We start from the raw sequence: 24795 nt of genomic DNA on the forward strand, positions 1-24795 counted from the left end.
ATTTATACAAAGATAGCAATATCAACCTTTAGAGACGTCTAAGATTATTTACTACCTTTAAGTCTTAACCAATTTATTTTATGGACAAAGATTTATTAATTCGCATTGTTCTGAGTATAATCATTTGCCTTCTTGTAGGCACTATAGGCGCTCTAGCAACCCAAAGCAGTATAGATACGTGGTATGTAGGTCTTATGAAACCTAGTTGGAGTCCGCCTAACTGGATCTTTGCACCCGTATGGATTATACTTTATATCATGATGGGTATAGCCGCAGGTATTGTGTGGAATAGAGGTTTTTACCACAAGTGGGTGAAAGTAGCTTTATACCATTTTGGTTTTCAGCTTATACTTAATGGATTGTGGAGCATCATATTCTTTGGACTAGAACAACCTTTCTTTGCACTACTCACCATTTGCGGCCTTTTTATCTTAGTCATATTAACGATAAAATGGTTCAAAGTTGTAGACAGATGGAGCGCAGCATTACTAATTCCTTATATATTATGGCTCGCCTTTGCCACAGCTCTTAATTTTGAAATCTGGCGTCTTAACTAGAAAGTTCTAACAGTTTTATGATGGTTTTATAATTGCGGGTTGTAGCAACCACGTTTAATTTTTTTTCAAAAAAAGTATTTGTCGCCTTTGCTTTCCCGTACCCTTTCTCCGGATAAAGGTAAACACAGTTTTGAGTAGCTACAAAATGTTCGTTAGGTAACTCTAAATTATTTACAAGCGCTTTATGTTCTGTGCTAGGTATGGTATGCAACAATGTAAAATAACTTGACTCTATATATTCTGGTGAGAGCGCATAGTTCTTATAAACCTGAGTGAGCATTTTACGAGTTAAAACAAACACTGGCAACTCAAAACCGTATGTATCCACAATAGTTTTCTTTAAAACATCTGCTATCTCGTCTATATCTTTCTCGTGAGATTTAAATATAATATTCCCACTTTGTATATAGGTCACTACCTCTGTATATCCTAGCGAAGTAAAAAGAGTTTTGAGGTCTGCCATTTTGATTTTTCTATGACCTCCTACATTAATTCCGCGCAGTAAACATATATACGTATTCATAAATCTTCTATCAAGAATCTATAGCCTGAGCAGCAAGGTAGCCTCCCGTCCATGCATTTTGAAAATTAAAACCACCTGTAATTGCATCTATATTGAGCACCTCACCTGCTAGATAAAGATTTGGGACTTTTTTGCTTTCAAAGGTTTTAAAATTCACCTCTTTTAAGTTGACACCTCCCGCAGTTACAAACTCTTCTTTAAAAGTACTTTTCCCGCTTACGCGAAAACGGGATTGCGTGAGCGCTCGGCTTAAAGACTGTAATTGCGCCTTCGTGAGTTCTGCCCACTTAGTAGCTTGCTGAATCCCTGAGGCGATTAATAAATTATGCCACAAACGCTTAGGCAGCTCTAGTTGTGCGTAGGTAAATGGAGACTGTTTTGCGTGTTGCAACTTGAGCTCTAAAAGCTCATCTAAAGCATCTTCTTGTGTAAGAAACTGTAGCCAGTTTACTTGAATCTCAAATTGATATTTCAAATTGGCAAGTTCTCTTGCTCCCCATGCAGAGAGTTTTAAAATGGCTGGACCGCTCATTCCCCAGTGGGTAATAAGTAAAGGCCCTTCAGATTTCTGTTTGGTTCCTAGCACCTTTACAGTGACATTAGTTGCCAGTCCCATGAGACCCTCTATCTTTTCATCTTTAATATTAAATGTAAAAAGTGATGGCACTGCATCTGTGATAGAGTGACCTAGCTTTTGCAATAATGACCACATCTTAGGATTACTTCCAGTAGTCATCACAAGGTGATTGCATATAAAATCCCCTTTATTAGTCTTTACATAAAACGAATCTTCATTTGAAATTCTCGCTTTCGCGAAAGCGGAATTAAAACCAACATCTTGCACAGAATGATTAGTAAGTACTTCAATATTATGCTTATGAGCCTCTTTTAAAAAACAATCTACAATTGTAGATGAAGAATCTGTGATGGGGAACATTCTCCCATCTTCCTCAATTTTGAGTTCGACACCTCGCTCTTCAAACCAAGCAATAGTATCACCAGTCATAAAAGTGTGGAAAGGCCCTAATAATTCTTTCTGTCCTCTAGGGTATTTTTTCGAAAGTTCTTTAGGTATAAACTCTGCATGCGTGACGTTACATCTCCCACCACCAGAAATTCTCACTTTAGTAAGCACTTCTTTTCCTCTCTCTAGAATAGCAATTTTGAGTGTTGGCTTTTTTTCTGCTATGTTAATTGCAGTAAAAAAACCAGCGGCACCACCACCTACAATAAGGACGTCAAATTTATTCATTTACAGTATTTGGTATGACACGAGTGTCAAAATTAAGATGAGTTTTAGGGCTCAGAATATAAAACTCCCAAGCCTTTAATGGAATTTCTTGTGTCTCGCTTATAGCTACATCTTCACCAGTGAGTGCATTGACATAAGCTCCAGACAGCGGTATTTTTGTAGTTATTAATGAACTTGAAAAGTTACCTATAAACAAAAGCTGATCGCCTTCTTTCTCTCTGCCAAAGGTAAGTATCTCAGGATTGCTAGCTTCTATTTTAATAAGAGACGCTTTAGTTTTTCCGCCGTGTAGAGATTTACGATTATTCTTTAACTCTCCTAATTTTTTAAGCAATTCAAAGTAACTTCCTTTCTCCTTTGGAATACTGTCCTTTTCAAAAAACTGTAATCTTTTATCAAGGTCATATTCTTGCCCACTATATATGAGAGACATGCCAGGCAACATATAGGTAAGTGTGGTAAAGATCTCTTTATTGTCTGGCATGCGCTCACCTAGCGTTCCTGCCCAGCTATTTTCGTCATGATTTGTAACAAAGTACATATTCATATCATTTTGAGCTAGCGTTTGATCATACTGCGCGAGTAGCGTCCAGAAGTCCTCTACACTTTTTTCTTCTTTGGCTATTTCATTAAGTAAATGATGCATCTGCCAGGCGTAGTGCATATCAAAACCATTTGCCATAAGATCCTCTTGCTCTGCTTCTGCCAGCATAAAGAGCGGTGACTTTATTTGCTCAAGAGAATCTATTGCTCTCTTGAAAAATGGTACTGGCACTTTATGAGCAACATCCATTCTAAAACCATCAACATCATGTTCTTGTACCCAGTAAGATAAATCTGCAATCATCTCATCGCGCATCGCTTGATTATCATAATTAAGATCTGCCACATCTGTCCATCCCCACGATTTCCCGGTTGCTGTATCTATAGGGTCAACAATTTCTCCTTTATCATTTTGTGTATACCATTCTGGGTGCTTTGTAATCCACGTGTGATTCCATCCCGTATGATTAGGCACCCAGTCAAGCACAACCGCTATTCCATGTTCATGAGCAACCTTAATCATATTATCCACATCTTGCAAAGTCCCAAACTCCGGATTCACTTCTCTAAAATCTGAAACTGCATAATAGCTCCCCAAGCTTCCCTTTCTATTAGTTTCAGAAATAGGAAAAATAGGCATCACCCAGAGTACCTTGATCCCAAGTTCCTTTAATACAGGTATATCTTTTGTAAAAGATGTAAAAGTTCCTTCGGGAGAATACTGCCTTATATTCACCTCATAAATTACGCCTGACTCTTCCATAGTTTCATCAAACTGGAAAGAGGTGTTTGATAACGCTTTCGCGAAAGCGGGAGTTTCATTTGAAGTATTGAATTCACAAGAACATAGTGTCGTAACAATTACAGCTAAGCTTAAAAAATGCTTTTTCATAAGTTTCCATTTTGTGTGAAATTAGGCTAATAATACAACCTAATCAAAGTTAACCAAATGCTATGCAGCTGGGGTGACATATGACTTAAACACAATTTTGAGTAATTATATAAAAAAAGTTGAGCTATTTAAATCATAATATGACAATCAAAGCAATCAAATATTATGGTATTCTTACAAATCAACCCTTGTTCACACGAAATCGTTTTCGTAACTTTATGGGGGTACACACACTATCTTAACATAAAATTTGCATATTTTTAACCCTTATAAAGTGTACAAACACTCAAATAAACTAAGCAAACTAATTTTAAACAAGATTCTTATGAAGAAAGTAATACTTAAAAGTATGCTCTTGTTTGTTGCAATTCTCTTTGTAGGAATTGCCCAAGCCCAGACGGTGACTGGAACAGTTACTGAGGAAAACGGCCCATTACCGGGAGCAAATGTTATTGTAAAGGGTACTTCAAACGGTGCAACTACCGATTTTGATGGAAACTACAGTCTTAATAACGTACCAAACGATGCGACACTCGTTTTTAGTTACGTAGGTTATGCTACTCAAGAAGTAGCTGTAGGTGGAAGAAGCACAATTAACATTGCTCTTGCTTCAGATAATGCACTTGATGAAGTGGTACTTATCGGTTATGGATCAACAACTATTAAGGATGCTACGGGAGCCGTAGACAATGTAGGTTCGGAAGACTTTAACCAAGGTGTAATACAAACACCAGAACAACTTATACAAGGTAAAACTGCTGGGGTTCAAATTTCAGAATCTTCTGGAGAGCCTGGTGCTGGAGTATCAATACGTATACGTGGTAATAACTCTATACGTTCTGGAAACAATCCTTTATTTGTAGTAGATGGTGTACCTCTTGCTGGAGGTGGAGCACCTGGTGTAAATACTGGAGGGATCGCACAAGCTAGCGGAGGAAATCCACTAAGCTTTATCAACCCAAATGATATTGAGAGTATCTCTATATTAAAAGATGCATCTGCAACTGCAATTTACGGTTCACGTGGGGCAAACGGAGTTATTATTGTACAAACTAAGGGAGGCCGTGGAGCTTCTAAAGGTGTTTGGGAGATTAACTCATCTGTAAGTTCATCTAAGGCAGCAGAAAGATATGATCTACTAAACAGAGCAGAATTTCTTGAAGCAATTGGAGATATCCAAGGGGCTAGTGACCAATTGATAGGTAATGCAGATACTGACTGGCAAGATGTTTACTTACGTAACTCTTTCTCAAGACAGACAGACTTAAGTTACTCTAAGAGTTATACTGGAGGTAATGTGCGTGCTTCTTTTGGATATGGAAATAACAATGGTGTTGTTGAAAATTCTTCACTAGAAAGAATATCTGGAAGACTTAATTTTTCTCAAAAGTTTTTTGATAATAAATTAACTGTAACTGGAACAGGTAGTATCTCTCGTATTAACAGAGAGACTGCACCTTTAAATGGTGGGGCAGGATCCAGAGGAGACATAATAGGTGCTTCTATCTCTGCAAACCCTACTTACCCTCTTAATGATGAATTTTTCGAACAAACTCCTGGTATTTTCAGCCCTGTAAACTATTTAAATAGTTTCCAAGGACTTTCTGAAAGTGATCGTTTTCTTGCTAACTTATCTCTAGATTATAATTTCACTGAAGAGTTTAGTGCTAAAGTAACGGTGGGTTATGACAAAACAGAATCTAACACGACAGGTGTTGTAGCTTCTTCTATTTTAAATACTCAAGGAATTACTGGTATAGGTCGTGGAGATTACAACATTAATAATAATGAAAATAGGCTTCTTGAAGCAACGCTTAACTACAAAAAAGATTTTGGCAATGTTAATCTAGACTTACTTGGAGGTTTCTCTTACCAAGAGTTTCAAAGAGATGGAATTTTCTCTAATGGTGCAGGATTTAACACTACTGACCTTAGTGCTATGAGAGGGCAGCTTATCAACCAGTACAATATTTTAAATGGTGTTGTACCAGGTAATGCTCAAGTTTTTGGATACGGTAATGATGGAAGTTTTGTTACAACACTTCTTCCTGAGGTTCAAACAGGACTTACAATTCCTGAAGGATTTAATCGCTTACTACCAGCATATATTGCAGGTCGTTATGATAATGCAGATGAGTTACAATCTTTCTTTACAAGAGCCAACTTAACCTTCAATGAGAAGTTCTTAGTTACTGCAACTTTTAGAGCAGACGGATCTTCAACTTTTGGAGATGAAGAGCGTTATGGATACTTCCCTTCTGGAGCATTTGCTTGGAAGCTTGATCAAGAAGACTTTGTAGGAGACAACATTTCTACACTTAAGCTTCGCCTTGGAGCAGGAATCGTAGGTTCACAAGAAGGATTAGGTTATGGTCAATTTACTACTAGAACTCAAGCTAACTTTACAGGCATCGACAATGATCTTAACGTTATTGGTGGTGGAGGTAATATACCTGGAACTTCTCCTGTAGGTGATGTAAATCCTGGATTAAAATGGGAAGAGACTACAGATTTTAACGTAGGTCTTGACTTTGGTTTTAATGATGATCGTCTTAATGGTTCTTTCAACTTATATCGTAAAGAAACTAATGACCTTTTATTACTTGCCGAAACAGCTGCTCCTTCAAATGTTGCGACAGCATTTGGTAACTTAAGCGATGGAACTGTTGTTAACCAAGGTGTTGAATTATCATTAAACTACAACTTCGTAGATACTGAAGACTTTGGGTTTGACGCATCATTCAACATAGCTTATAATAAAAATGAAGTGCAAGATACTAAGCGTATTATCCAAACTGGAGCTATACGTGGTAATGGTCTTACTGGAGCTTTTGCTCAACAACTAGAAGCTGGACAGCCACTATTCTCATTCTACATGGCAGAATTTACCGGATTTGATGAGAATGGAGACCCTACTTACTTAGATTTTGATGGTGATGGTGTAGGTGATCCAGACGCAGATAAGTTTTTTGTAGGAGAAAACGCTGTACCTAAGGTTACTTCAGGTTTATCTCTTAGTGCTCGTTACAAGAACTTTGATCTTAGCACTTACTTTAATGGACAATTTGGATTCTCAGTATATAATGCTACAGACAATGCATTCTTTACTAAATCTGCATTAATCATTGGAAAGAACGTAACACAAGCTGCTGCAAATAGCCCAGAAAACCCTAACTCATCTGTCGCAGTATCTACTCGTTTTCTTGAAAAAGGAGATTTTGTAAGATTACAATCTGCTTCACTAGGCTACAACTGGCCATTAAGCGGAGATGGAATGTTTGATTCTTTACGTTTGTCTTTTACAGGTCAAAACTTATTCTTAATTACAAGCTACAGCGGTCTTGATCCAGAAATTAGCTCTGACACAGGTGAGCTAAATGCATCTAATATTCCAAGCGCAGGAATCGATTATGCACCATACCCAAGAGCTCGTACTTTTACACTTGGTGTAAATGCTAGATTTTAATAAAAAAAGAAAAATTATGAAACGAAACATTAAACTAAATGCAACCCGCTTCATAGCGGGAGCATTTATGATCGGAGCGCTGGCGACATCGTGTACTGATCTAGAAATCGAAAGCACAGATTCGGTTATTACTGGAGAAAGCTTTAACGGAGTACTTGAGCCTGCATCTTTTATAGATAACATGTTTAACAACATTAATGGTCAAATAGGTGATCAGGCAAACATCTTTGCACTTCAAGAAGTGACAACCGATGCAGCTCTTATACCGACAAGAGGATCTGACTGGGGAGATAATGGTATCTGGAGACAGTTACACCAGCACAACTGGTTAACTACTCACCAGTTTATTCAATCTGCCTTTTTACAGTGGAACACAACACACTTTCAAGCTGCACAGATTCTTTCTGAGCTATCAGTAAATGCTACTGCAGAGGATCGTGCTAACGCTTACTTTTTAAGAGCATTGGGTATGTGGGTTGTTCTTGACAACTGGGGACAGGTACCTGTACGTGATCCAGAACTTTCATTATTTGAAGATCCTATCGTACTTAGAGGTGCAGAAGCGGTTGATCAGATTGTATCTGACTTAAATCAGGCTATTGATCAGCTTCCTGCCGGAGCTCCTATGACTAACAATAGTAGACCAAATAAAGCCGCAGCAAGGTACTTACTAGCAAAGGTGCTTCTTAACAAACACATTTACTTAGATACTGAAGCTGCAAGTGCAGACATGAGTCAAGTAGTATCACTTGTAGACCAAATTAACGGAGAAGGATACGATCTCGTAGAAGGATATTTTGATATTTTTCGTGAGTCAGGAGATAATGAGACTATCTGGTTCTTGGGAGCTCAGGTAGGTAATCGAATTTGGAATGGACTTCACTACGCACAAACTAGTGAGCGTGACAACACCGGTGGTGGATGGAACGGCTTTGCAACATTATCTTCTTATTATGATCTTTTTGAAGGAGACTCAGAAATTAACGTAGAAGGAAGTGGTCAAGAAGAACGTAGAGGTGTAGTTCCTACAGGTGGTCAGCCAATTGGAGCATGTGATGGATGTACAGACAATAATGGAGATGGCATAGCAGATGCATCACATATTGGTGTTGGATTCTTAATAGGTCAACAATATGCTGCAGATGGAACACCACTACAAGACAGAGCTGGTGCTCCATTAACTTTCAAAAGAGACTTTAAAGATGGAGATGGTAACGTAAGTCTTATAAACAATGATGAGACTACAGGTATACGTTTACAAAAGTATGCTGCTCGTTATGGGTCTTTTAACTCTCACGAGATTTTCTTTAGATATGCAGATGCACACCTAATGAAAGCAGAAGCACTTTTCCGTTCTGGAGGAGATGCTACACCATTAGTGAATGAACTTCGTGTACTAAGAGGAGCTACTCCACTTGGCTCTGTAGGAGCTCAAGAACTTATAGACGAGAGAGGACGTGAATTATATGCAGAATTATGGAGACGTAATGACTTAATTAGATTTGGACAATTTACTGCAGACTGGGAACTTAAAGCTCCAGGCGCTGTAGGCGATGAAACTAGAAACCTCTTCCCTATTCCAGCAAGTCAGGTAACATTAAACCCTAATCTTACACAAAATCCAGGCTACTAAACTTGGTGATTTAATTAGCTTAAAAGAGGGTTAGATGTTATCTAGCCCTCTTTTTATATATACAACTTAGACGTACATCATCTTGAGACAGGTTTTTACATTTATAGCTTTAATCTTCTTCATACTTTCATGTAAGGACAAAAAAACAGATGTACGCTTTATACTTAAAACAGATTCAGGTATAACATTCAAGAATGATTTATCTCCTGACTCAGATTTAAATATTTTAAATTATCTCTACTACAATAACGGAGCAGGTGTAGCAACTGGAGATTTTGATAATGATGGATTAATAGACATTTATTTCACTTCAAATCAAGGACCAGATAAACTATATCACAATCAATCCAATCTTACTTTTAAAGATATTACAGCACAAGCAGGCATCTCTAATGATACTGGCTGGACTACGGGTGTAACTACTGTAGACATCAATAATGACGGACTACTAGACATCTACGTATCCAAAGTAGCCAGGCATTTAAAGCTTAAAGGGCATAATCTTCTCTACGTAAATCAAGGTCTCAACAATGGCCAACTTACTTTTAAAGAAGAATCAAAAAAATATCAATTAGATCTATCTGGATTATTTACTCAATCTTCATTTTTTGATTACGATAATGATGGAGATCTTGATGCCTATATCATGGGGCATTCGTTATATCCTAATGCATATTTTGGTCGAGGAAGTCAGCGTACAAAGGTGGATAGCATCAATGGAGACAAATTATTAGAAAATCGAGACGGTGTTTTTATAGACGTTTCCGCGAAAGCGAATATATTTTCATCTAGAATAGGTTACGGACTAGGACTTGCCATAAGCGACATAAACAACGATGGTTATCCTGACAATTATATAGGTAATGATTTCTTTGAAGATGACTATCTCTACATTAATCAAACTGACGGAACTTTTAAAGAGGTCAATACCACAGAAGGAAAGTTAGGTCACACTAGCCATTTTTCTATGGGTAATGATATTGCAGATGTGAATAATGATGGTTTTACTGATATTCTATCTGTAGACATGCTGCCAGAGAATTTAGAAACCTTAAAATCTTCTGGAACGGAATTTAACTTCCCTATATTCCAAAATCAGTTACGTCAAGGATATCGACCTCAATTCATGCAAAACACTTTGCATATCAATCAAGGGAAAGAGCAATTTTCTGAAACTGCTTTTTTGAGTGGTATATCAAGTACGGAGTGGAGCTGGTCTCCCCTACTTGCAGATTTTGATAACGATGGTGATAAAGACATATACATTACAAATGGTATCATAGGTGCAACAAACGATATGGATTTTGTGAATTTTATCTCTAACGAAAACATTCAAAAAAGAATAGGAAGCCGCATGACTGACAAGGAACTTCCGCTATTAGAAGAAATACCACAAAAGAAAACAGAAAACTATTTCTTCTCAAATAATGGTGATGGCACGTTTAAGAACACCTCAAAATCTTGGATAAAGAGTACTACCTCCTTTAGTAACGGAAGTAGTTATGCAGATTTAGATAACGATGGTGATATAGACATTATCGTAAATAATGTAAATGAGCAGGCGTATCTACTAGAAAACAGAACCCAACAATTAAAAGATAGTGTACATTATCTGAAGATTCGTTTTAAAGGATCTGCTCAAAACACCTTGGGTATCGGAGCCAAAATTGAGGTTTACACGCCAACAGACTATCAATATTTTGAAAACTACACTACTAGAGGATACTTATCTTCTGTAGCGCCCGAGTTATCAATTGGTTTGGGAAAACACAAAAGCATCGATTCTCTCACTGTTATATGGCCAGATAACAAGACCCAAACCTTGAAAAACTTAAAAACAAATCAACTTATTACGCTAACACATAATGCTTCTTCTGTACTCCCATCTAGCCAAAAGGAAACATTAAAAGCACAAATAACTGACAGCATTATACCTTTTAAACATATAGATAACGCAACACTCGAATTTAGCAGGAATCCTCTTGTACCTTATGCATCTACTAACCTGAGTAAAGCAATTGTTGCAGGAGATTTAAATAATGATGGACTTGATGACATGGTTGCTCTTGGTTCTAAAATAGGAGAATCTACCACTTATGTACAGACATCCTCAGGTACATTTAACGAAGTACATCTCCCGGAGAGTAATAAACATCAAATACATGAGGACATTGATGCTGTCATTGCAGATATAAATGGTGATTCCTTAAACGACTTAATTATAGTAAGCGGTGGGAATGAAATAAAATCTGGCAAGCCTCTTCAACCAAGATTATATATTAATAATGGAACATCATTAACCTATGACGCGACTGTATTCTCAGATATAGCAGTAAACGCATCTACAGTAAAAGCCATAGATATCGATAATGATGGAGATCTCGATATCTCTATAACTAGTGACGTAATCCCTCAACAATTTGGCACTACTCCACTGCAATATATTCTTGAGAATAATGGGGAAGGTGTTTTTAAGGATGCTACAACTCAGTACAGCACATCGTTTCAGCATTTAGGAAACGTCCGAGATATTGAATGGATAGATATTGATAACAACGGATACAAGGACGCTGTGGTTGTAGGGCACTGGATGTCTCCTGCAATTTTTCTCAATGATGGAATCAAGCTTTCAAAGCAAGATAATAACGGATTAGAAGCGTCTACAGGATGGTTCAATTCGTTAAAAGTAGCAGACTTTGACAATGACGGAGATTTAGATATCATTGCAGGAAATTGGGGACTCAATTCAAGGCTCACTGCTTCTACAAATCAACCGTTACAATTATATATTCAAGATTTTGACAGCAACGGAACTCAAGACCCTATTGTAACCTATTATTATCAAGGAGAAGAAACTACCATTGCAACAAAAGATGAACTCGTAAAACAGCTACCTCAACTTAATAAAAAATACTTGTCTTATAACGCTTTCGCGAAAGCGAGATTTAAAGAAATACTACCTCAAGATAAACTAAGAGAGGCTCAAGTAAAGTCTGTCACACAACTTGCTTCCATGTATTTTGAAAACGACGGAAACAATACATTTACAGCACATGAACTACCACTACTTTCTCAAATCTCATCTGTTCATGACATTCTAGTGGATGATATAAATGACGATGGTTATAAAGATGTATTGTTAGTAGGCAATGATTATGAAATAAGCACTCAACTAGGAAGACTAGATGGATCACAAGGCGTTCTACTTATCAACGATAAAAAGGGCTTCTTCCGCATAGAAAAACAACCAAAATTTAATATTTTAGGAGCCTCTAGAAGTATACAAAAAATAACTATTTCTGGAATCACCTATTACCTTATAGGAAGGAATAATGACACCCCATTATTCATGAGAAAAGACGACTAAACTTTATGGAAACACTACAAAAATATGGGCTTTTATTAATAGTCCTTCCCCTATTATTACTTTCTTGTGATGAGCAGTCTAACACAACCCATAATACAGAGAGCGATACGTTATTTACGGAGATGCCCTCAGACAGTACTGGTATCAATTTTATAAATAGCATCAAAAATGAATCCGACTTCAATATTTTTAAATACCGAAACTTCTATAATGGTGGTGGAGTTGCCATAGGTGACATTAATAATGATGGCCTTGCAGATATTTACCTAACGGCAAATATGGGTAAGAACAAGCTCTTTTTAAATAAAGGAGATTTTAAATTTGAAGATATTTCAGCATCTGCAGGAATTGAAGGTAACAAGCCTTGGTCTACAGGAGTAACAATGGCAGATGTAAATGCAGATGGACTTCTTGATATTTATGTGAGTAACGCAGGAAACCTCGAAGAAGACAGTCATGATAATGATTTATACATAAACAATGGCGACCTAACCTTTACTGAAAAAGCAAAAGAATACAACCTAGCGACTTCAGGATTTTCTACTCAGGCTTCCTTTTTTGATTACGATAAAGATGGTGATCTTGATGTGTACATCCTTAATAACAGTAATGTTCCTGTAAATAGTTTAGGTAATAGAGGCCAGCGAGATAAGCGTGCTCAAGACTGGGCAAATGTAAATGAAGATATACGCGGCGTAGGAGACTTACTAATGCGCAACGACGGTGGGATATTTACAGACGTAAGTGAAGAGGCAGGTATTTATGGTTCCTTGATAGGCTTTGGGCTGGGTGTCGTAGTTACTGATATTAACCAAGATTTATGGCCAGACATTTACATCTCAAATGATTTCTTTGAGCGTGACTATTTATACATCAACAATCAGGATGGAACATTTACAGAAGAAATAAAAGAATGGACCTCTCACTTATCCCTATCGGCGATGGGAATTGATATTTCTGATATAAATAACGATGGTTTACAAGATATTTTCATCACAGATATGTTGCCCGAAAATGAGCAACGTGTTAAGTCTGTTATGGAGTTTGATGGGTACAATATTTACAAGCGCAAACAACGTGATGATTTTTACCAGCAGTTTATACAGAACACATTACAAATAAATAATGGCAATGGTTCATTTTCTGAAACTGCATATCATAGTGGAGTGAATGCTACAGACTGGAGCTGGTCTGGACTCGTATTTGACATGGATAATGATGGTTTCAGAGATATTTATGTTACAAATGGTATAAATCATGACCTAACAGATCTTGACTTTGTAGACTTCTTTGCAAACGAACTCATTAGAAGTAAGGTTAATGGCAAAACACATCCTGTTGATTCTATTATCAATAAAATGCCTATCAAACCTCTGGCAAATTATGCGTATCACAATCAAAAAGACATCACGTTTAAAAATAAATCTAAAGACTGGGGACTTGCTACACCAAGTATGAGTAATGGTGCAGCTCACGCAGATCTTGATAATGATGGTGACTTAGACATCGTGGTTAACAACGTAAATATGCCTTCCTTCATTTACCGCAACAATACGAAGGTCGATAAAGATCATAACTATATTAAACTCACTTTTAAAGGAGGTGACAAAAACAAGTTTGCCGTAGGTACCACAGTAAGGCTCTACCACAATAACCTTTCTGTATTGCAAGAACTTATACCTTCTCGCGGATTCCAATCATCTATGGATCATAATATGACTATAGGACTAGGAAGCTCTACTACTATAGACTCACTTCGCGTTATATGGCCTGATGACAAAACACAGCTTCTAAAAAATGTAAAAGCAAACAAGACACTTAGGTTATCAATTACAGACGCATCTGAAACATATATCCCTGTAAAAAAGAATAAGCCTACATTACTTAAGGAAATTACAAACCCTACACTTATTGCTCACAAAGAGAATAATTATAGTGACTTTGATTTTGAGGGACTCATTGCAAAAAAACTTTCTCAAGAAGGCCCTGCAATTGCAATAGGAGATATAGATAATGATGGCAATGACGATATCTTCATAGGTGGAGCCAAAGGACAAACTAGTATGCTCTTTCTTCATAAAGGAAAAGGTAATCTTGTTCCATCTAGTAAAATTACTTTTGAAAAGGCTGCATTATTTGAAGACACAGCAGCCACTTTTGTAGATGTAAATAATGACGGCTTTTTAGATCTTATTGTATCCACTGGAGGTGGTCAAGTAGATGCGGAGGCTTACTACATTTCTAGACTTTACATAAATAACGGTAATGGAACTTTTAAAGATGCACGTAGTTTGCCATCTGCACATCAAAGTGCATCTGTAATTGCATCTAACGACATTGATGGCGATGGAGATATCGATTTATTCATTGGTAGTAGAAGCGTCGCAGGTGTTTATGGTATTAATCCGCCGCACGCATTATTAATTAATGACGGAAAAGGGAATTTCATTAAAGACAATCTACTGTCTAAGCAGCTTAATCCTGCTGGAATGGTAACAGACGCACTATGGATAGATCTTGATGGTGACAACAACAAAGAATTAATAACGGTTTCAGACTGGGGGACTCCTACTGCATTTAACATCACAAGCGAGTCCATTAAAGTTATAGATACTGGACTATCATCTTATGCAGGATGGTGGAATGCTATACAAAGCGCAGATCTTGACAATGATGGCGACTTAGACCTTATACTCGGTAATGATGGAACAAATGTGCATTACAAACCAGGAAGTGATGGCCCGCTTAAAATGTTTATCACAGACTTTGATGGAAATGGTACGATAGAACAAATCACCACCTACTCAGAGGGTGGCAAAGACTTTCCAATACATCAAAAAAGCGAAATCACATCACAAATAGTTTCTCTCAAAAAGAAAAATCTCAAAGCATCAGATTATGCAAAGCGATCCATTGATGAACTTTTTCCTAAGGATATTTTAGCTAACGCAATTATAAAAGAGGTCAATACAGCCGAGACTGTAATAGCTATAAATGAAGGAAACGGCAACTTTACCATCAAAGCATTACCTACCCGAGTGCAACTATCTTGCATTTGTGGCATTACGTGTACAGATGTAAACAATGACGGCAATCTTGATATTTTAATGGGAGGTAATAATTTTGAATTCAAACCTCAGTACTCCCAACTTGATGCTGGATATGCTCATGTGTTATTAGGTGACGGTAAAGCAAATTTTGAATGGCAAGATTATACAGACACTGGCTTCTTTGTACGCGAAGAAATGAAACATCTAGAATCATTTAAGGATGCTCAAGGCAATGTATTTCTTGTAGCGGCAATTAATGATGGAAAACCTAGAATTTTCACTGCAAATAAATAATTCATGAAGTGGGGAGTTCTATTAAGTCTGTGTTATCTGCTTATTGGTTGTACTAATCAACCAGTACAAGAAGCGCCTGCACTTTTTTTAAATCCTACAAGCACGAGTACTGGAATCACTTTTTCAAACAATCTCACAGAGACAGATAGTCTCAATATACTCGACTACTTGTACTTCTATAATGGTGGTGGCACCGCTGTAGGAGATATTAACAACGATGGGTTACCAGATATCTACCTCTCTGGAAATCAAGTAAAAAATAAGCTCTACCTCAATAATGGCGACCTTACGTTTAAAGATATCTCGGCTAGTGCTGGCGTAGCAGGCAAAAGCTCGTGGAGCACTGGAGCGATAATGTTTGACGCAAACTCAGATGGACTCTTAGATATTTATGTACGTGCCGTAGTAGGCATAAACAATTTCCAGGGACACGACGAGCTTTTTATAAATAATGGTGATGAGACCTTTACAGAGCGCGCTGCAGAGTTTGGTCTTGATTTTCAAAATTATGGAACCACGGCCGCCGTTCTTGATTATGATAAAGATGGCGATCTCGACCTGTATATACTCAACCATGCGGTACATACAGAATCCTCATTTGGTCATGCAGATTTACGTTTAGAACGTAACGAGCAAACAGGAGACAAACTTCTTAGAAACGATGGAAACATTTTTACAGACGTCAGTGAGGAAATGGGCATTTTTGGTGGTATCAATGGGTATGGGCTAGGGATTTCTATTGCAGATTTTAATCAGGATGGTTATCCAGATATTTACGTAGGTAATGACTTTCATGAGGACGACTATTACTATATCAATGAAGGAGGATTACGCTTTCGCGAAAGCTTAAAAGAACAATTCCCACACACCTCAAGATTTTCAATGGGTAATGACGTGGCCGACGTTAATCATGATGGTTTCCCTGATCTCATGTCACTCGATATGTTACCAGAAGACGAGAATGTTCTAAAGGCTTCCGAAGGTGATGATAATATCCAAACACAAAAACTGCGTACAGAACGTTTTGGGTATCACTACCAGTTTACCCGCAATATGCTATTTGTAAATCAGCCGGGATATCAATTTCAAGAACGTGCCCTTTCCTCTGGAGTTGCAGCAACAGACTGGAGCTGGAGTGCCCTATTTGCAGATTTTAATCAAGATGGAAATCAAGACTTGTTTATTTCAAATGGTATCCCAAAACGACCTAATAATCTTGATTTCATTAATTTCATTTCTAGCGGTAAGATTCAAAACAGGCTCAACGAGACAAGGCTTCTAGATAACGAAGCTCTTAATCTTATGCCTAATGGTGCTTCACACAATTACGTGTATCAAGGAAATGAAGACCTCGTATTTACAGATCAATCTGGAGTGTGGATTGACAAAAAACCTACGGTGTCTGGTGCATCTGCGCTGGCAGATCTTGATAATGATGGAGACCTTGATGTTGTTGTAAATAACATCAATCAAGAAGCCACTATCTACGTGAACCAAACAGACACTACAGCAACCTTTTTAAAATTAAAGTTTAACTATTCCAAAGCTAATTCGCTCGGTATAGGCACTAAGGTTTTTGCATATCAAAATGGAACATTACAATACAAGGAATTGTATACTGCACGAGGATTTCAAGCATCCTCTGAGCCGGTTGTTCATTTTGGTTTTAAAAAGAACACTTCCATAGACTCACTTCGTATTATTTGGCCAGATAACAAGCACCAAGTATTATACAATGTTACCACAAATCAAACATTGTCTATATTACCAGAAAACACAACCACTTTTGACTATAGTTTACTTCAAATAAAAAGCAAGACGCTATTTACTAAAGAACCAAGAAATCTAGGTATAGACTATGTACACAAGGAAGATGCTTATATAGACTTTAACAGGCAGCAACTAATTCCTTATCAAATATCCGACCGTGGTCCTGCAACAGCAATTGGCGATATAAATGGTGATGGTAATGACGACATCTATTTTGGTAGTTCTAAGTTTATACCTTCGGCCGTGTATACTGGAGGAAATAACGCTTTCGCGAAAGCGTACTCAACCCCATTAAAATCTCTTTCAAAAACAGAGGATGTGACAGCTACTATACTAAACAATGAAATTATCGTAGGCACAGCAGGCGGCGATTTTTCTGAAGTAAACGAGGCTTTAGAAAACTATTATTTGAAAATCACAGACACGCTGACTACCACCATGTCAGGTCTAAGAGCTAACACCTCAATTATAATCGCAAGTGACTATGACCAAGATGGAGATGAGGATCTCTTTGTAGGTAATCATGCCGTTACGGGTGACTTTGGAAAAGTTCCAGCATCACTTCTTTTAAAAAATGATGAAGGTAAGTTTATAAAAGATCAAGACAACCCTCTAGGTGAACTAGGAATGGTCACAGATGCCGTCTGGACAGATTTTAATGGAGATGGCGCTACTGATTTAATTGTCATAGGAGAATGGATGCAGCCGCTTTTTTATAAAAATGAAGATGGTATTCTTAAAAAAGAAGAAGTACTAGACGCTACGCTCAATGGTTTATGGCAAAGCATACAACCGTTTGATATAGATCATGACGGTGATATGGACTACCTACTTGGGAACTGGGGAACAAACAGTAAGTTTACAGCATCTACAGCGTTTCCCATGACAATGTATTACTCAGATTTTGATAATAATGGGCAAACAGAAACCATTGTTACTACGGCAAAAGACGGAAACTACTACCCTATTCAAAATCTTCAAGAGCTAGGTGCTCAACTCGTATTTCTTAAAAAGAAATATGCAAATAACAATGATTTTGCTGGAGATACCGTGTCCCAAATTTTTGGAGAAAAAGCACTCAATACCTCTCAACGATTTGAAGTAAACACCTTGGCCTCCGGATATTTAAAAAATGAAAAAGGAATTTTTACTTTTGTACCTTTCACCGGTGCATTGCAAGTAGCTCCTATTATGGATTTCGTGGTTCACGACTTTAATAGCGATGGCACCGAGGAAGTACTAGCAGGAGGAAATTATTTTGGCACAAAACCATATCACGGTAGGCTAGATTCATTTTCTGGGGCACTTATAGCTTCAGAAAACGAGGTGACTTTAGGATATGAACTAGGGCTAGATTTTGCACAAAAATCGATAAGACATTTAGACATTATAACCGTAAACAATATTTCATACTTGCTCGTGACTTTTAATAACGAAGCCGCACAAGTTTATAACATACAAATCCCTGATTAATGAAAACAGCATATTACATTTTATTATTCATTGTTGCCACAGGAATCACTTCATGCTCTTCAAAAGATGAGCCTATTGTAATTACTCCTGAACATTTTCACAATGCAATAGACAAGGTTACTGAGGTTATTATACACGACATTTTCTCACCACCTGTTGCGAGTCGTATTTATGCGTATCCTAATATTGCAGCTTATGAAATACTAGCTGTAAATGATACTGAATTTAACTCTCTTGCTGGACAGCTAGCAGGTCTTAAAAGTATTCCAACTCCATCAAAGGAAACATCTATAAACTTTGAACTTGCAGCACTGGTTGCTCATATGGAAATGAGCAAGCGCCTCATATTTTCTGAGCAAGAAATTGAGACATATAGAGATAGCCTCTACACGACATGGAAAGAGAGCAATGAAGATGTTTTTATACAGTCTCGAGATTATGGGCTAGAAGTAGCAGGTCATATCGCACAATGGATGGATGGAGATAATTACAAACAGACGCGCACAATGCCAAAGTTTTCTGTGTATGCAGATGAGCCTTCTCGCTGGCAACCTACCCCTCCAGCATACATGGATGGTATAGAGCCTCACTGGAATAAAATTAGACCATTTACACTTACATCTGCAGATCAATTTAAGCCTGTACCGCCACCTCCATTCTCACTAGAAGAAGATTCAGATTTTTATAAGGAGCTTAAAGAGGTTTATGACATAAGCAAGCAAATCACAAAAGATGGTGACACCTCAGAAGAGATTGCGATTGCTCAGTTTTGGGATTGTAACCCATACGTATCTGTAACTCGCGGTCATTTAATGTTTGCAACTAAAAAGATTACTCCTGGAGGACACTGGATCGGTATTACTAAGATTGCTTCAAAGAAGGCAGATTTTGATGTAATGAATACATTACATGCCTATGCAAAAACATCTATTGCCATGAACGATGCGTTTATCTCTTGCTGGGATGAAAAATATCGCTCTAACCTGATACGCCCAGAAACGCTAATCAACAATCACATAGATGACTCATGGAAACCTATATTACAAACGCCTCCGTTTCCAGAATATGTGAGTGGACACTCTGTAGTATCTGGTGCAGCATCTGAGACATTGACTAGCATTTTTGGCGATGACTTTTCTTTTGATGATGATACAGAAATAGCATACGGACTTCCGGTGCGTAGCTTCACATCATTTAAAGCTGCGGCTGAGGAAGCTGCTGTAAGCCGCATGTATGGGGGGATTCACTATCGTGCTGCAGTAGCAGTAGGACTGGACCAAGGTCAAAAATTAGGGAAGTTTGTTGTCTCTACACTTGAGATGAAAAATGAAACGATGGTTGCAACTAACTAAGGTTTGAAATAATGAAAAAAGTTATAGCGATATTATTTATTGCCTTGATTGCAGCTGCAGGCTGGTATTTCTTTTTAAAACCAGGAGACTTTACCGCCAAAATAAAAGCCAAAACTACCCTAGGCACCATAGAGCAATCTATAAAAAACTGGAAAGACGGAGCTCTTATTACTGATGTAAAACTAGGAGAGGAAAATATCCAAATTACTCAAGAGTTCACAAGGCAAGACTCCACTCATATCTATGAGTGGCATATAGCCAAAATACACGACTCGCTTTCTGAAATCACGGTACACGTAACAGACCCTACACATTCATTAAGTAACCGTTTACAAGGTGTTTTTAAAACTACAGACTTTAAGAAAAGTGCCACGGCAACAGTTTTAGAATTTAATGAACTACTGCAAGATCACTTAGATAGAATTACAGTAACTATAATAGGTGAAGAAGAGTTACCAGCAAAGTTTTATGCCTATACAACGTTAGAGGGATTACAAATTCTCAAAGCAGGCGGAATGATGCGCGACATAAACCACCTACAAGGCACAATGGCGTCTTATGACATAGCACTTGATGGTCGGCCATTTGTACAAATCACAGACTGGAACCGTGATACAGATAGTATAAAATACCACTTTGCTTTTCCTATAATTGAGCGCGACTCGCTACCACAGGTAAAAGATATAAAGTATGGATCAAGACACGCGACAAGAGCTATTAAAGCTATCTATAATGGCAATTATATTACTTCAGACCGCGCTTGGTATGCCTTACTTAATTATGCAAAAAGCAATAACATCAACGTAGATCCAAAGCCAACTGAAGTGTTTTATAATAATCCTAACATGGGTGGAGACGAGAGCAATTGGAAAACAGAAATCTACATGCCTATAATGAACTAGTATGTCTAATTTTTTTGATGACCAAGATTTTGTATCCACAGACTTCACCTTACAATCCTTTAAAAAAGGTGAGTATGACAATTGCACATTTACAGACTGTAATTTTGAAAATCTTCATGTCTCAAATATAAGCTTTCTAGAATGTACATTCATAGATTGCAACCTTACTAATGTAAAATTTGGCGGTACAACACTCAACCAAGTTACTTTTGAGTCGTGTAAATTACTAGGCGCAGATTTCAGTGTTTGCCAGCCGTTTATGTTGGATATACGCTTTCGCGAAAGCATACTACAGCTAGCAAATTTCACACAACTACCTTTAAAAGGAACATCTTTTACTTCTTGCCAAGTTACCGAGGTTGATTTTACTAGTGCAGATTTATCACAGGCCACATTTACTGGATCAACATTAAGTAAAACCATCTTTGACAATACAAATCTTACTAAAGCAGATTTTATAGAAGCGCTCGATTTTACTATTGACACTACGAATAACAATATGAAAGGCGCTATGTTTTCTAAAGACAACTTAGAAGGACTCGTAGCACACTTACAGCTTAATCTTAAGTGAGATTTGTAATACATAAAAGGGGGTAAATGCCCCTACTAAAAAGCTATCCCTCAAACTATATTTACATCAATAATCAATGAGGGATTAAATTGGGGGATTTATAAACTCATATGGCCACACTAACGTGTGGCTTTTTATTTTATGTACCTTAGTTATGGAAAAACACAACTATGCGTAACATACTTTTTGGTGCAATACTCACCTTATTTATTGTTTTTGGCTTACGGTATTGCGAGCATACTCAAAGTGAGAAAGAACAGCTGCGAGCAAATACCGCTCTTATAGAAAAACAAATCAAAAATGTAGGTAAGCTCATTGTTACAGAAGGCAATTATGCACAAGTCTTTACTTATGAAGATTCAAAAAAATTCTATGTAGATGTGCTATCTGCTACAAAAAAAGCACTGGTTGTTGTAAATGCAGAAGCAACCATCGCCTACGATCTTTCTAAGGTTACTACAGAAATCGATAAGCTCACAAAAACTGTTCGCATTACTAATATTCCAGAACCTGAGTTAAAGATTAATCCTAATATAGAATATTATGATGTGCAACAAGACTACCTCAACCAGTTTAATGCTCGAGACTATAATATTATAAAGTCACGCGTACAAAATGGCCTTGAAAAAGAAATTAAAAATTCTACCCTGTATACAAATGCACAAAACAGACTCATCTCAGAGCTTTCTAAAATTTATCTTCTTACTAGCTCGCTAGAATGGACGCTAGAGTATAATGGCAATATTATAGATGAAGCAAACCCTATTAAACCTTAACAAACTAGTTTCATAAAATAAAAACGCATCATAAAGTGAATCTCTATGATGCGTTTTTAAGTATATTAAAAATGACTTATGCGCTTACTGTTTGCTTATTACCGTTTACAATAATATCTAGCTCATCTCCACTCATAAGGGTAAATGCTGTCTCACTTTTATTGACCTCAACCTTAAGAATCTGTCCTCTAAAGTTCACTTTAAATGAATAAGCTTCCCATGCATCTGGGATTTTAGTTTCAAAAGATAGCGTATCATTTTTCACACGCATTCCCCCAAAACCTTCTACCACACTCTGCCAGGTTCCAGCCATACTCGTGATATGTAAACCTTCTTCTACTTCTTTATTATAGTCATCTAGATCAAGCCTTGACGTGCGTAAGTAGAATTCATATGCCTGATCCATCCTACCTAGCTTAGCAGCCTGTATAGCGTGTACACATGGCGACAGCGAACTTTCATGTACCGTAAATGGCTCATAAAAGTCGAAGTGCTTTTCTAGATTTTCTTGAGTAAAGTGGTCCTCAAAGAAGTAAAAACCTTGTAATGTATCTGCTTGTTTAATGTAAGGCGAACGCAAGATGCGATCCCAAGACCATTTTTGATTAATAGGTCGGTTGGATTTTGGTAAATCTGCTACGGTGATTAACTCTTTATCTAAGAAACCATCTTGTTGTAAGAATACGTCATGCTCTTCAGAATATGGGAAATACATCTGTTCTGCAGTAGATTTCCAAGAGAGCATCTCGTCATAAGACAGATGAGTTTTACCATATATACGAGACCAGTCCTGCTTTTGAGTGTCTCTTATCAATTCAGCTTTCGCGAAAGCGAACTCCATACACCACTTTGCAATATAATTTGTAAACCAGTTATTGTTTACATTATTTTCATATTCATTAGGCCCTGTAACTCCTAGAATCACATAGGCATTCTTAGCTTTAGAAAAAGTAGCTCGCTGTCTCCAGAAACGTGCTACAGCTATAATCACTTCTAGCCCCATTTCTGGAATATAAGTAGTATCGCCTGTGTAGCGTTCATAGTTATAAATAGCATATACCATAGAGCCGTTACGGTGTATCTCCTCAAAGGTAATCTCCCACTCGTTATGGCACTCTTCCCCATTCATTGTGACCATAGGGTATAATGCAGCACCTCCTGAAAAGCCAAGCTTCTCTGCATTCTCAATGGCTTTATCTAATTGATTATAGCGATAGGTGAGTAACTGCCTAGCCACTTGTTGATCCTTAGTCGCCATGTAAAACGGAATACAATATGCTTCTGTATCCCAATAAGTGGATCCTCCATACTTCTCTCCAGTAAATCCTTTAGGGCCTATGTTGAGACGACTATCTTGTCCCGTGTATGTCTGATTGAGATGAAAGATATTAAAGCGTATACCTTGTTGCGCCTTTACATCACCCTCTATGGTGATATCAGACATTTCCCAGGTTTGTGCCCACAACTCCTTTTGAAGTTGTTGTAACGCATCAAAACCAATCGCAGCTGCTTCATTAATTACTGTCGTAGCAGCGTTTACAAGATTATCTTGCTCATGATTAAGACTACTTACATACCCTCCTAATTTATGAATACTGAAGGTTTCTCCTTGAGAGATTTCTGTTTCATAAATATGCCCAATATATGTTTCTGTAGCATTAGTACGCTTTCGCGAAAGCGCAACTTTTCTACCATCAATATTAAAGCTATTATGCATCATAGTGCACACGTGGAATTCTGTTTTCATGGTGTGTGACGTAATAAAAGCCATATCACCATCCTCTGAAACCTTTAGCGTGTTCCAGAACTTATCATCCCAATTAGAATCTTCATTAGTAATGCCGCTATCTAAATACGGCTCATAACTTATAGTTGCATCCTCATTAATAGGTGTTACTTCGTAGTTAATAGCACCTACCTCATCCATCTTCATACTCAAAAAGCGTGTAGACTTTACTGCAACCTCTACATCATTTTGTAAGGTCGCTTTAAAGCTTCTGTACAATACACCGCTTTTCATATCAAGCTCGCGACGGAAATCTTTTACCTCTTTACACGTATGTAAATCTAGGCTCTCACCATTTACTGTCACTTTTATGCCTATCCAGCTAGGAGCATTGAGCACCTTTGCAAAGTACTCTGGATATCCATTTTTCCACCAGCCTACGCGAGTTTTATCTGGATAATACACACCTCCTATATAGCTTCCTTGAAAAGTGGCTCCGCTGTAATCTTCTTCAAAATTTGCGCGTTGTCCCATGGCTCCATTTCCTAGTGCCATCAAGCTTTCTGAAGACTTTACATTATCCGGATTCCATCCCTCTTCTATAATGGACCAATGATTTGGTGTGATATAATCTATATGCATACTCTC

The 24795-nt window shown here is 37.6% G+C and carries 14 protein-coding genes; 10 read left to right on the top strand and 4 right to left on the bottom strand.

Annotation, left to right across the window (positions count from 1 at the left end):
- The first annotated feature begins 80 nt into the window (after nucleotides 1–80).
- Nucleotides 81–557 (top strand): TspO/MBR family protein, encoded by a 477-nt coding sequence (locus tag SJY37_RS03460; protein ID WP_013750940.1) that lies wholly within the window; start codon nucleotides 81–83, stop codon nucleotides 555–557.
- Here the strand turns inward: SJY37_RS03460 and SJY37_RS03465 are convergent.
- Genes SJY37_RS03465 through SJY37_RS03475 form a run of 3 tightly spaced genes read right to left on the bottom strand, consistent with a single transcriptional unit; the run spans nucleotide 550 to nucleotide 3767 of the window.
- The gene (locus SJY37_RS03465) at nucleotides 550–1080 is read right to left on the bottom strand and encodes a DUF1697 domain-containing protein (protein WP_298329644.1); all 531 of its coding nucleotides are present in this window, start codon (nucleotides 1078–1080) and stop codon (nucleotides 550–552) included. The genes SJY37_RS03460 and SJY37_RS03465 overlap by 8 nt on opposite strands.
- Before the next feature lie 10 nt (nucleotides 1081–1090).
- Nucleotides 1091–2332: an NAD(P)/FAD-dependent oxidoreductase gene (locus SJY37_RS03470; RefSeq protein ID WP_298329648.1), complete on the bottom strand. Its 1242-nt coding sequence runs from the start codon at nucleotides 2330–2332 to the stop codon at nucleotides 1091–1093.
- Nucleotides 2325–3767 (bottom strand): alpha-amylase family glycosyl hydrolase, encoded by a 1443-nt coding sequence (locus tag SJY37_RS03475; protein WP_298329650.1) that lies wholly within the window; start codon nucleotides 3765–3767, stop codon nucleotides 2325–2327. The genes SJY37_RS03470 and SJY37_RS03475 overlap by 8 nt, the downstream gene beginning before the upstream one ends.
- 325 nt (nucleotides 3768–4092) lie before the next feature.
- Here SJY37_RS03475 and SJY37_RS03480 point away from each other — a divergent pair, with 325 nt between their 5' ends.
- From SJY37_RS03480 to SJY37_RS03520, 9 genes are all read left to right on the top strand, one after another.
- The gene (locus SJY37_RS03480) at nucleotides 4093–7233 is read left to right on the top strand and encodes a SusC/RagA family TonB-linked outer membrane protein (RefSeq protein WP_298329654.1); all 3141 of its coding nucleotides are present in this window, start codon (nucleotides 4093–4095) and stop codon (nucleotides 7231–7233) included.
- A gap of 16 nt (nucleotides 7234–7249) precedes the next feature.
- On the top strand, nucleotides 7250–8866 hold the full coding sequence (locus SJY37_RS03485; protein ID WP_298329657.1) for a RagB/SusD family nutrient uptake outer membrane protein: 1617 nt from the start codon (nucleotides 7250–7252) through the stop codon (nucleotides 8864–8866).
- An 82-nt stretch (nucleotides 8867–8948) separates the two neighbouring features.
- Nucleotides 8949–12233 (top strand): VCBS repeat-containing protein, encoded by a 3285-nt coding sequence (locus SJY37_RS03490; RefSeq protein ID WP_298329659.1) that lies wholly within the window; start codon nucleotides 8949–8951, stop codon nucleotides 12231–12233.
- A gap of 5 nt (nucleotides 12234–12238) precedes the next feature.
- On the top strand, nucleotides 12239–15577 hold the full coding sequence (locus SJY37_RS03495; protein WP_298329662.1) for a VCBS repeat-containing protein: 3339 nt from the start codon (nucleotides 12239–12241) through the stop codon (nucleotides 15575–15577).
- Nucleotides 15578–15580: 3 nt separating this feature from the next.
- A complete protein-coding gene (locus tag SJY37_RS03500; protein WP_298329665.1) occupies nucleotides 15581–18820 on the top strand; it encodes a VCBS repeat-containing protein in 3240 nt (1079 codons plus the stop codon).
- Nucleotides 18820–20172 carry a vanadium-dependent haloperoxidase gene (locus tag SJY37_RS03505; RefSeq protein ID WP_298329668.1) on the top strand — a complete coding sequence of 451 codons (1353 nt, stop codon included), beginning with the start codon at nucleotides 18820–18822 and terminating at the stop codon, nucleotides 20170–20172. Before SJY37_RS03500 ends, SJY37_RS03505 begins: the two co-directional genes overlap by 1 nt.
- Nucleotides 20173–20183: 11 nt before the next feature.
- Entirely contained in the window at nucleotides 20184–21074 is an 891-nt protein-coding gene (locus tag SJY37_RS03510; RefSeq protein WP_298329671.1) for a GyrI-like domain-containing protein, read from the top strand.
- A gap of 1 nt (nucleotide 21075) precedes the next feature.
- The gene (locus SJY37_RS03515; protein ID WP_298329673.1) at nucleotides 21076–21645 is read left to right on the top strand and encodes a pentapeptide repeat-containing protein; all 570 of its coding nucleotides are present in this window, start codon (nucleotides 21076–21078) and stop codon (nucleotides 21643–21645) included.
- A 170-nt stretch (nucleotides 21646–21815) separates the two neighbouring features.
- Nucleotides 21816–22421 carry a DUF4230 domain-containing protein gene (locus tag SJY37_RS03520; protein ID WP_298329676.1) on the top strand — a complete coding sequence of 202 codons (606 nt, stop codon included), beginning with the start codon at nucleotides 21816–21818 and terminating at the stop codon, nucleotides 22419–22421.
- A 76-nt stretch (nucleotides 22422–22497) separates the two neighbouring features.
- On the opposite strand, the gene SJY37_RS03525 is transcribed toward SJY37_RS03520, so the two are convergent.
- Nucleotides 22498–24789 (bottom strand): glycoside hydrolase family 65 protein, encoded by a 2292-nt coding sequence (locus SJY37_RS03525; protein ID WP_379952821.1) that lies wholly within the window; start codon nucleotides 24787–24789, stop codon nucleotides 22498–22500.
- Nucleotides 24790–24795: the final 6 nt, after the last annotated feature.

Source organism: Dokdonia sp. R78006 (assembly GCF_042466145.1).
Classification (GTDB): Bacteria; Bacteroidota; Bacteroidia; order Flavobacteriales; family Flavobacteriaceae; genus Dokdonia.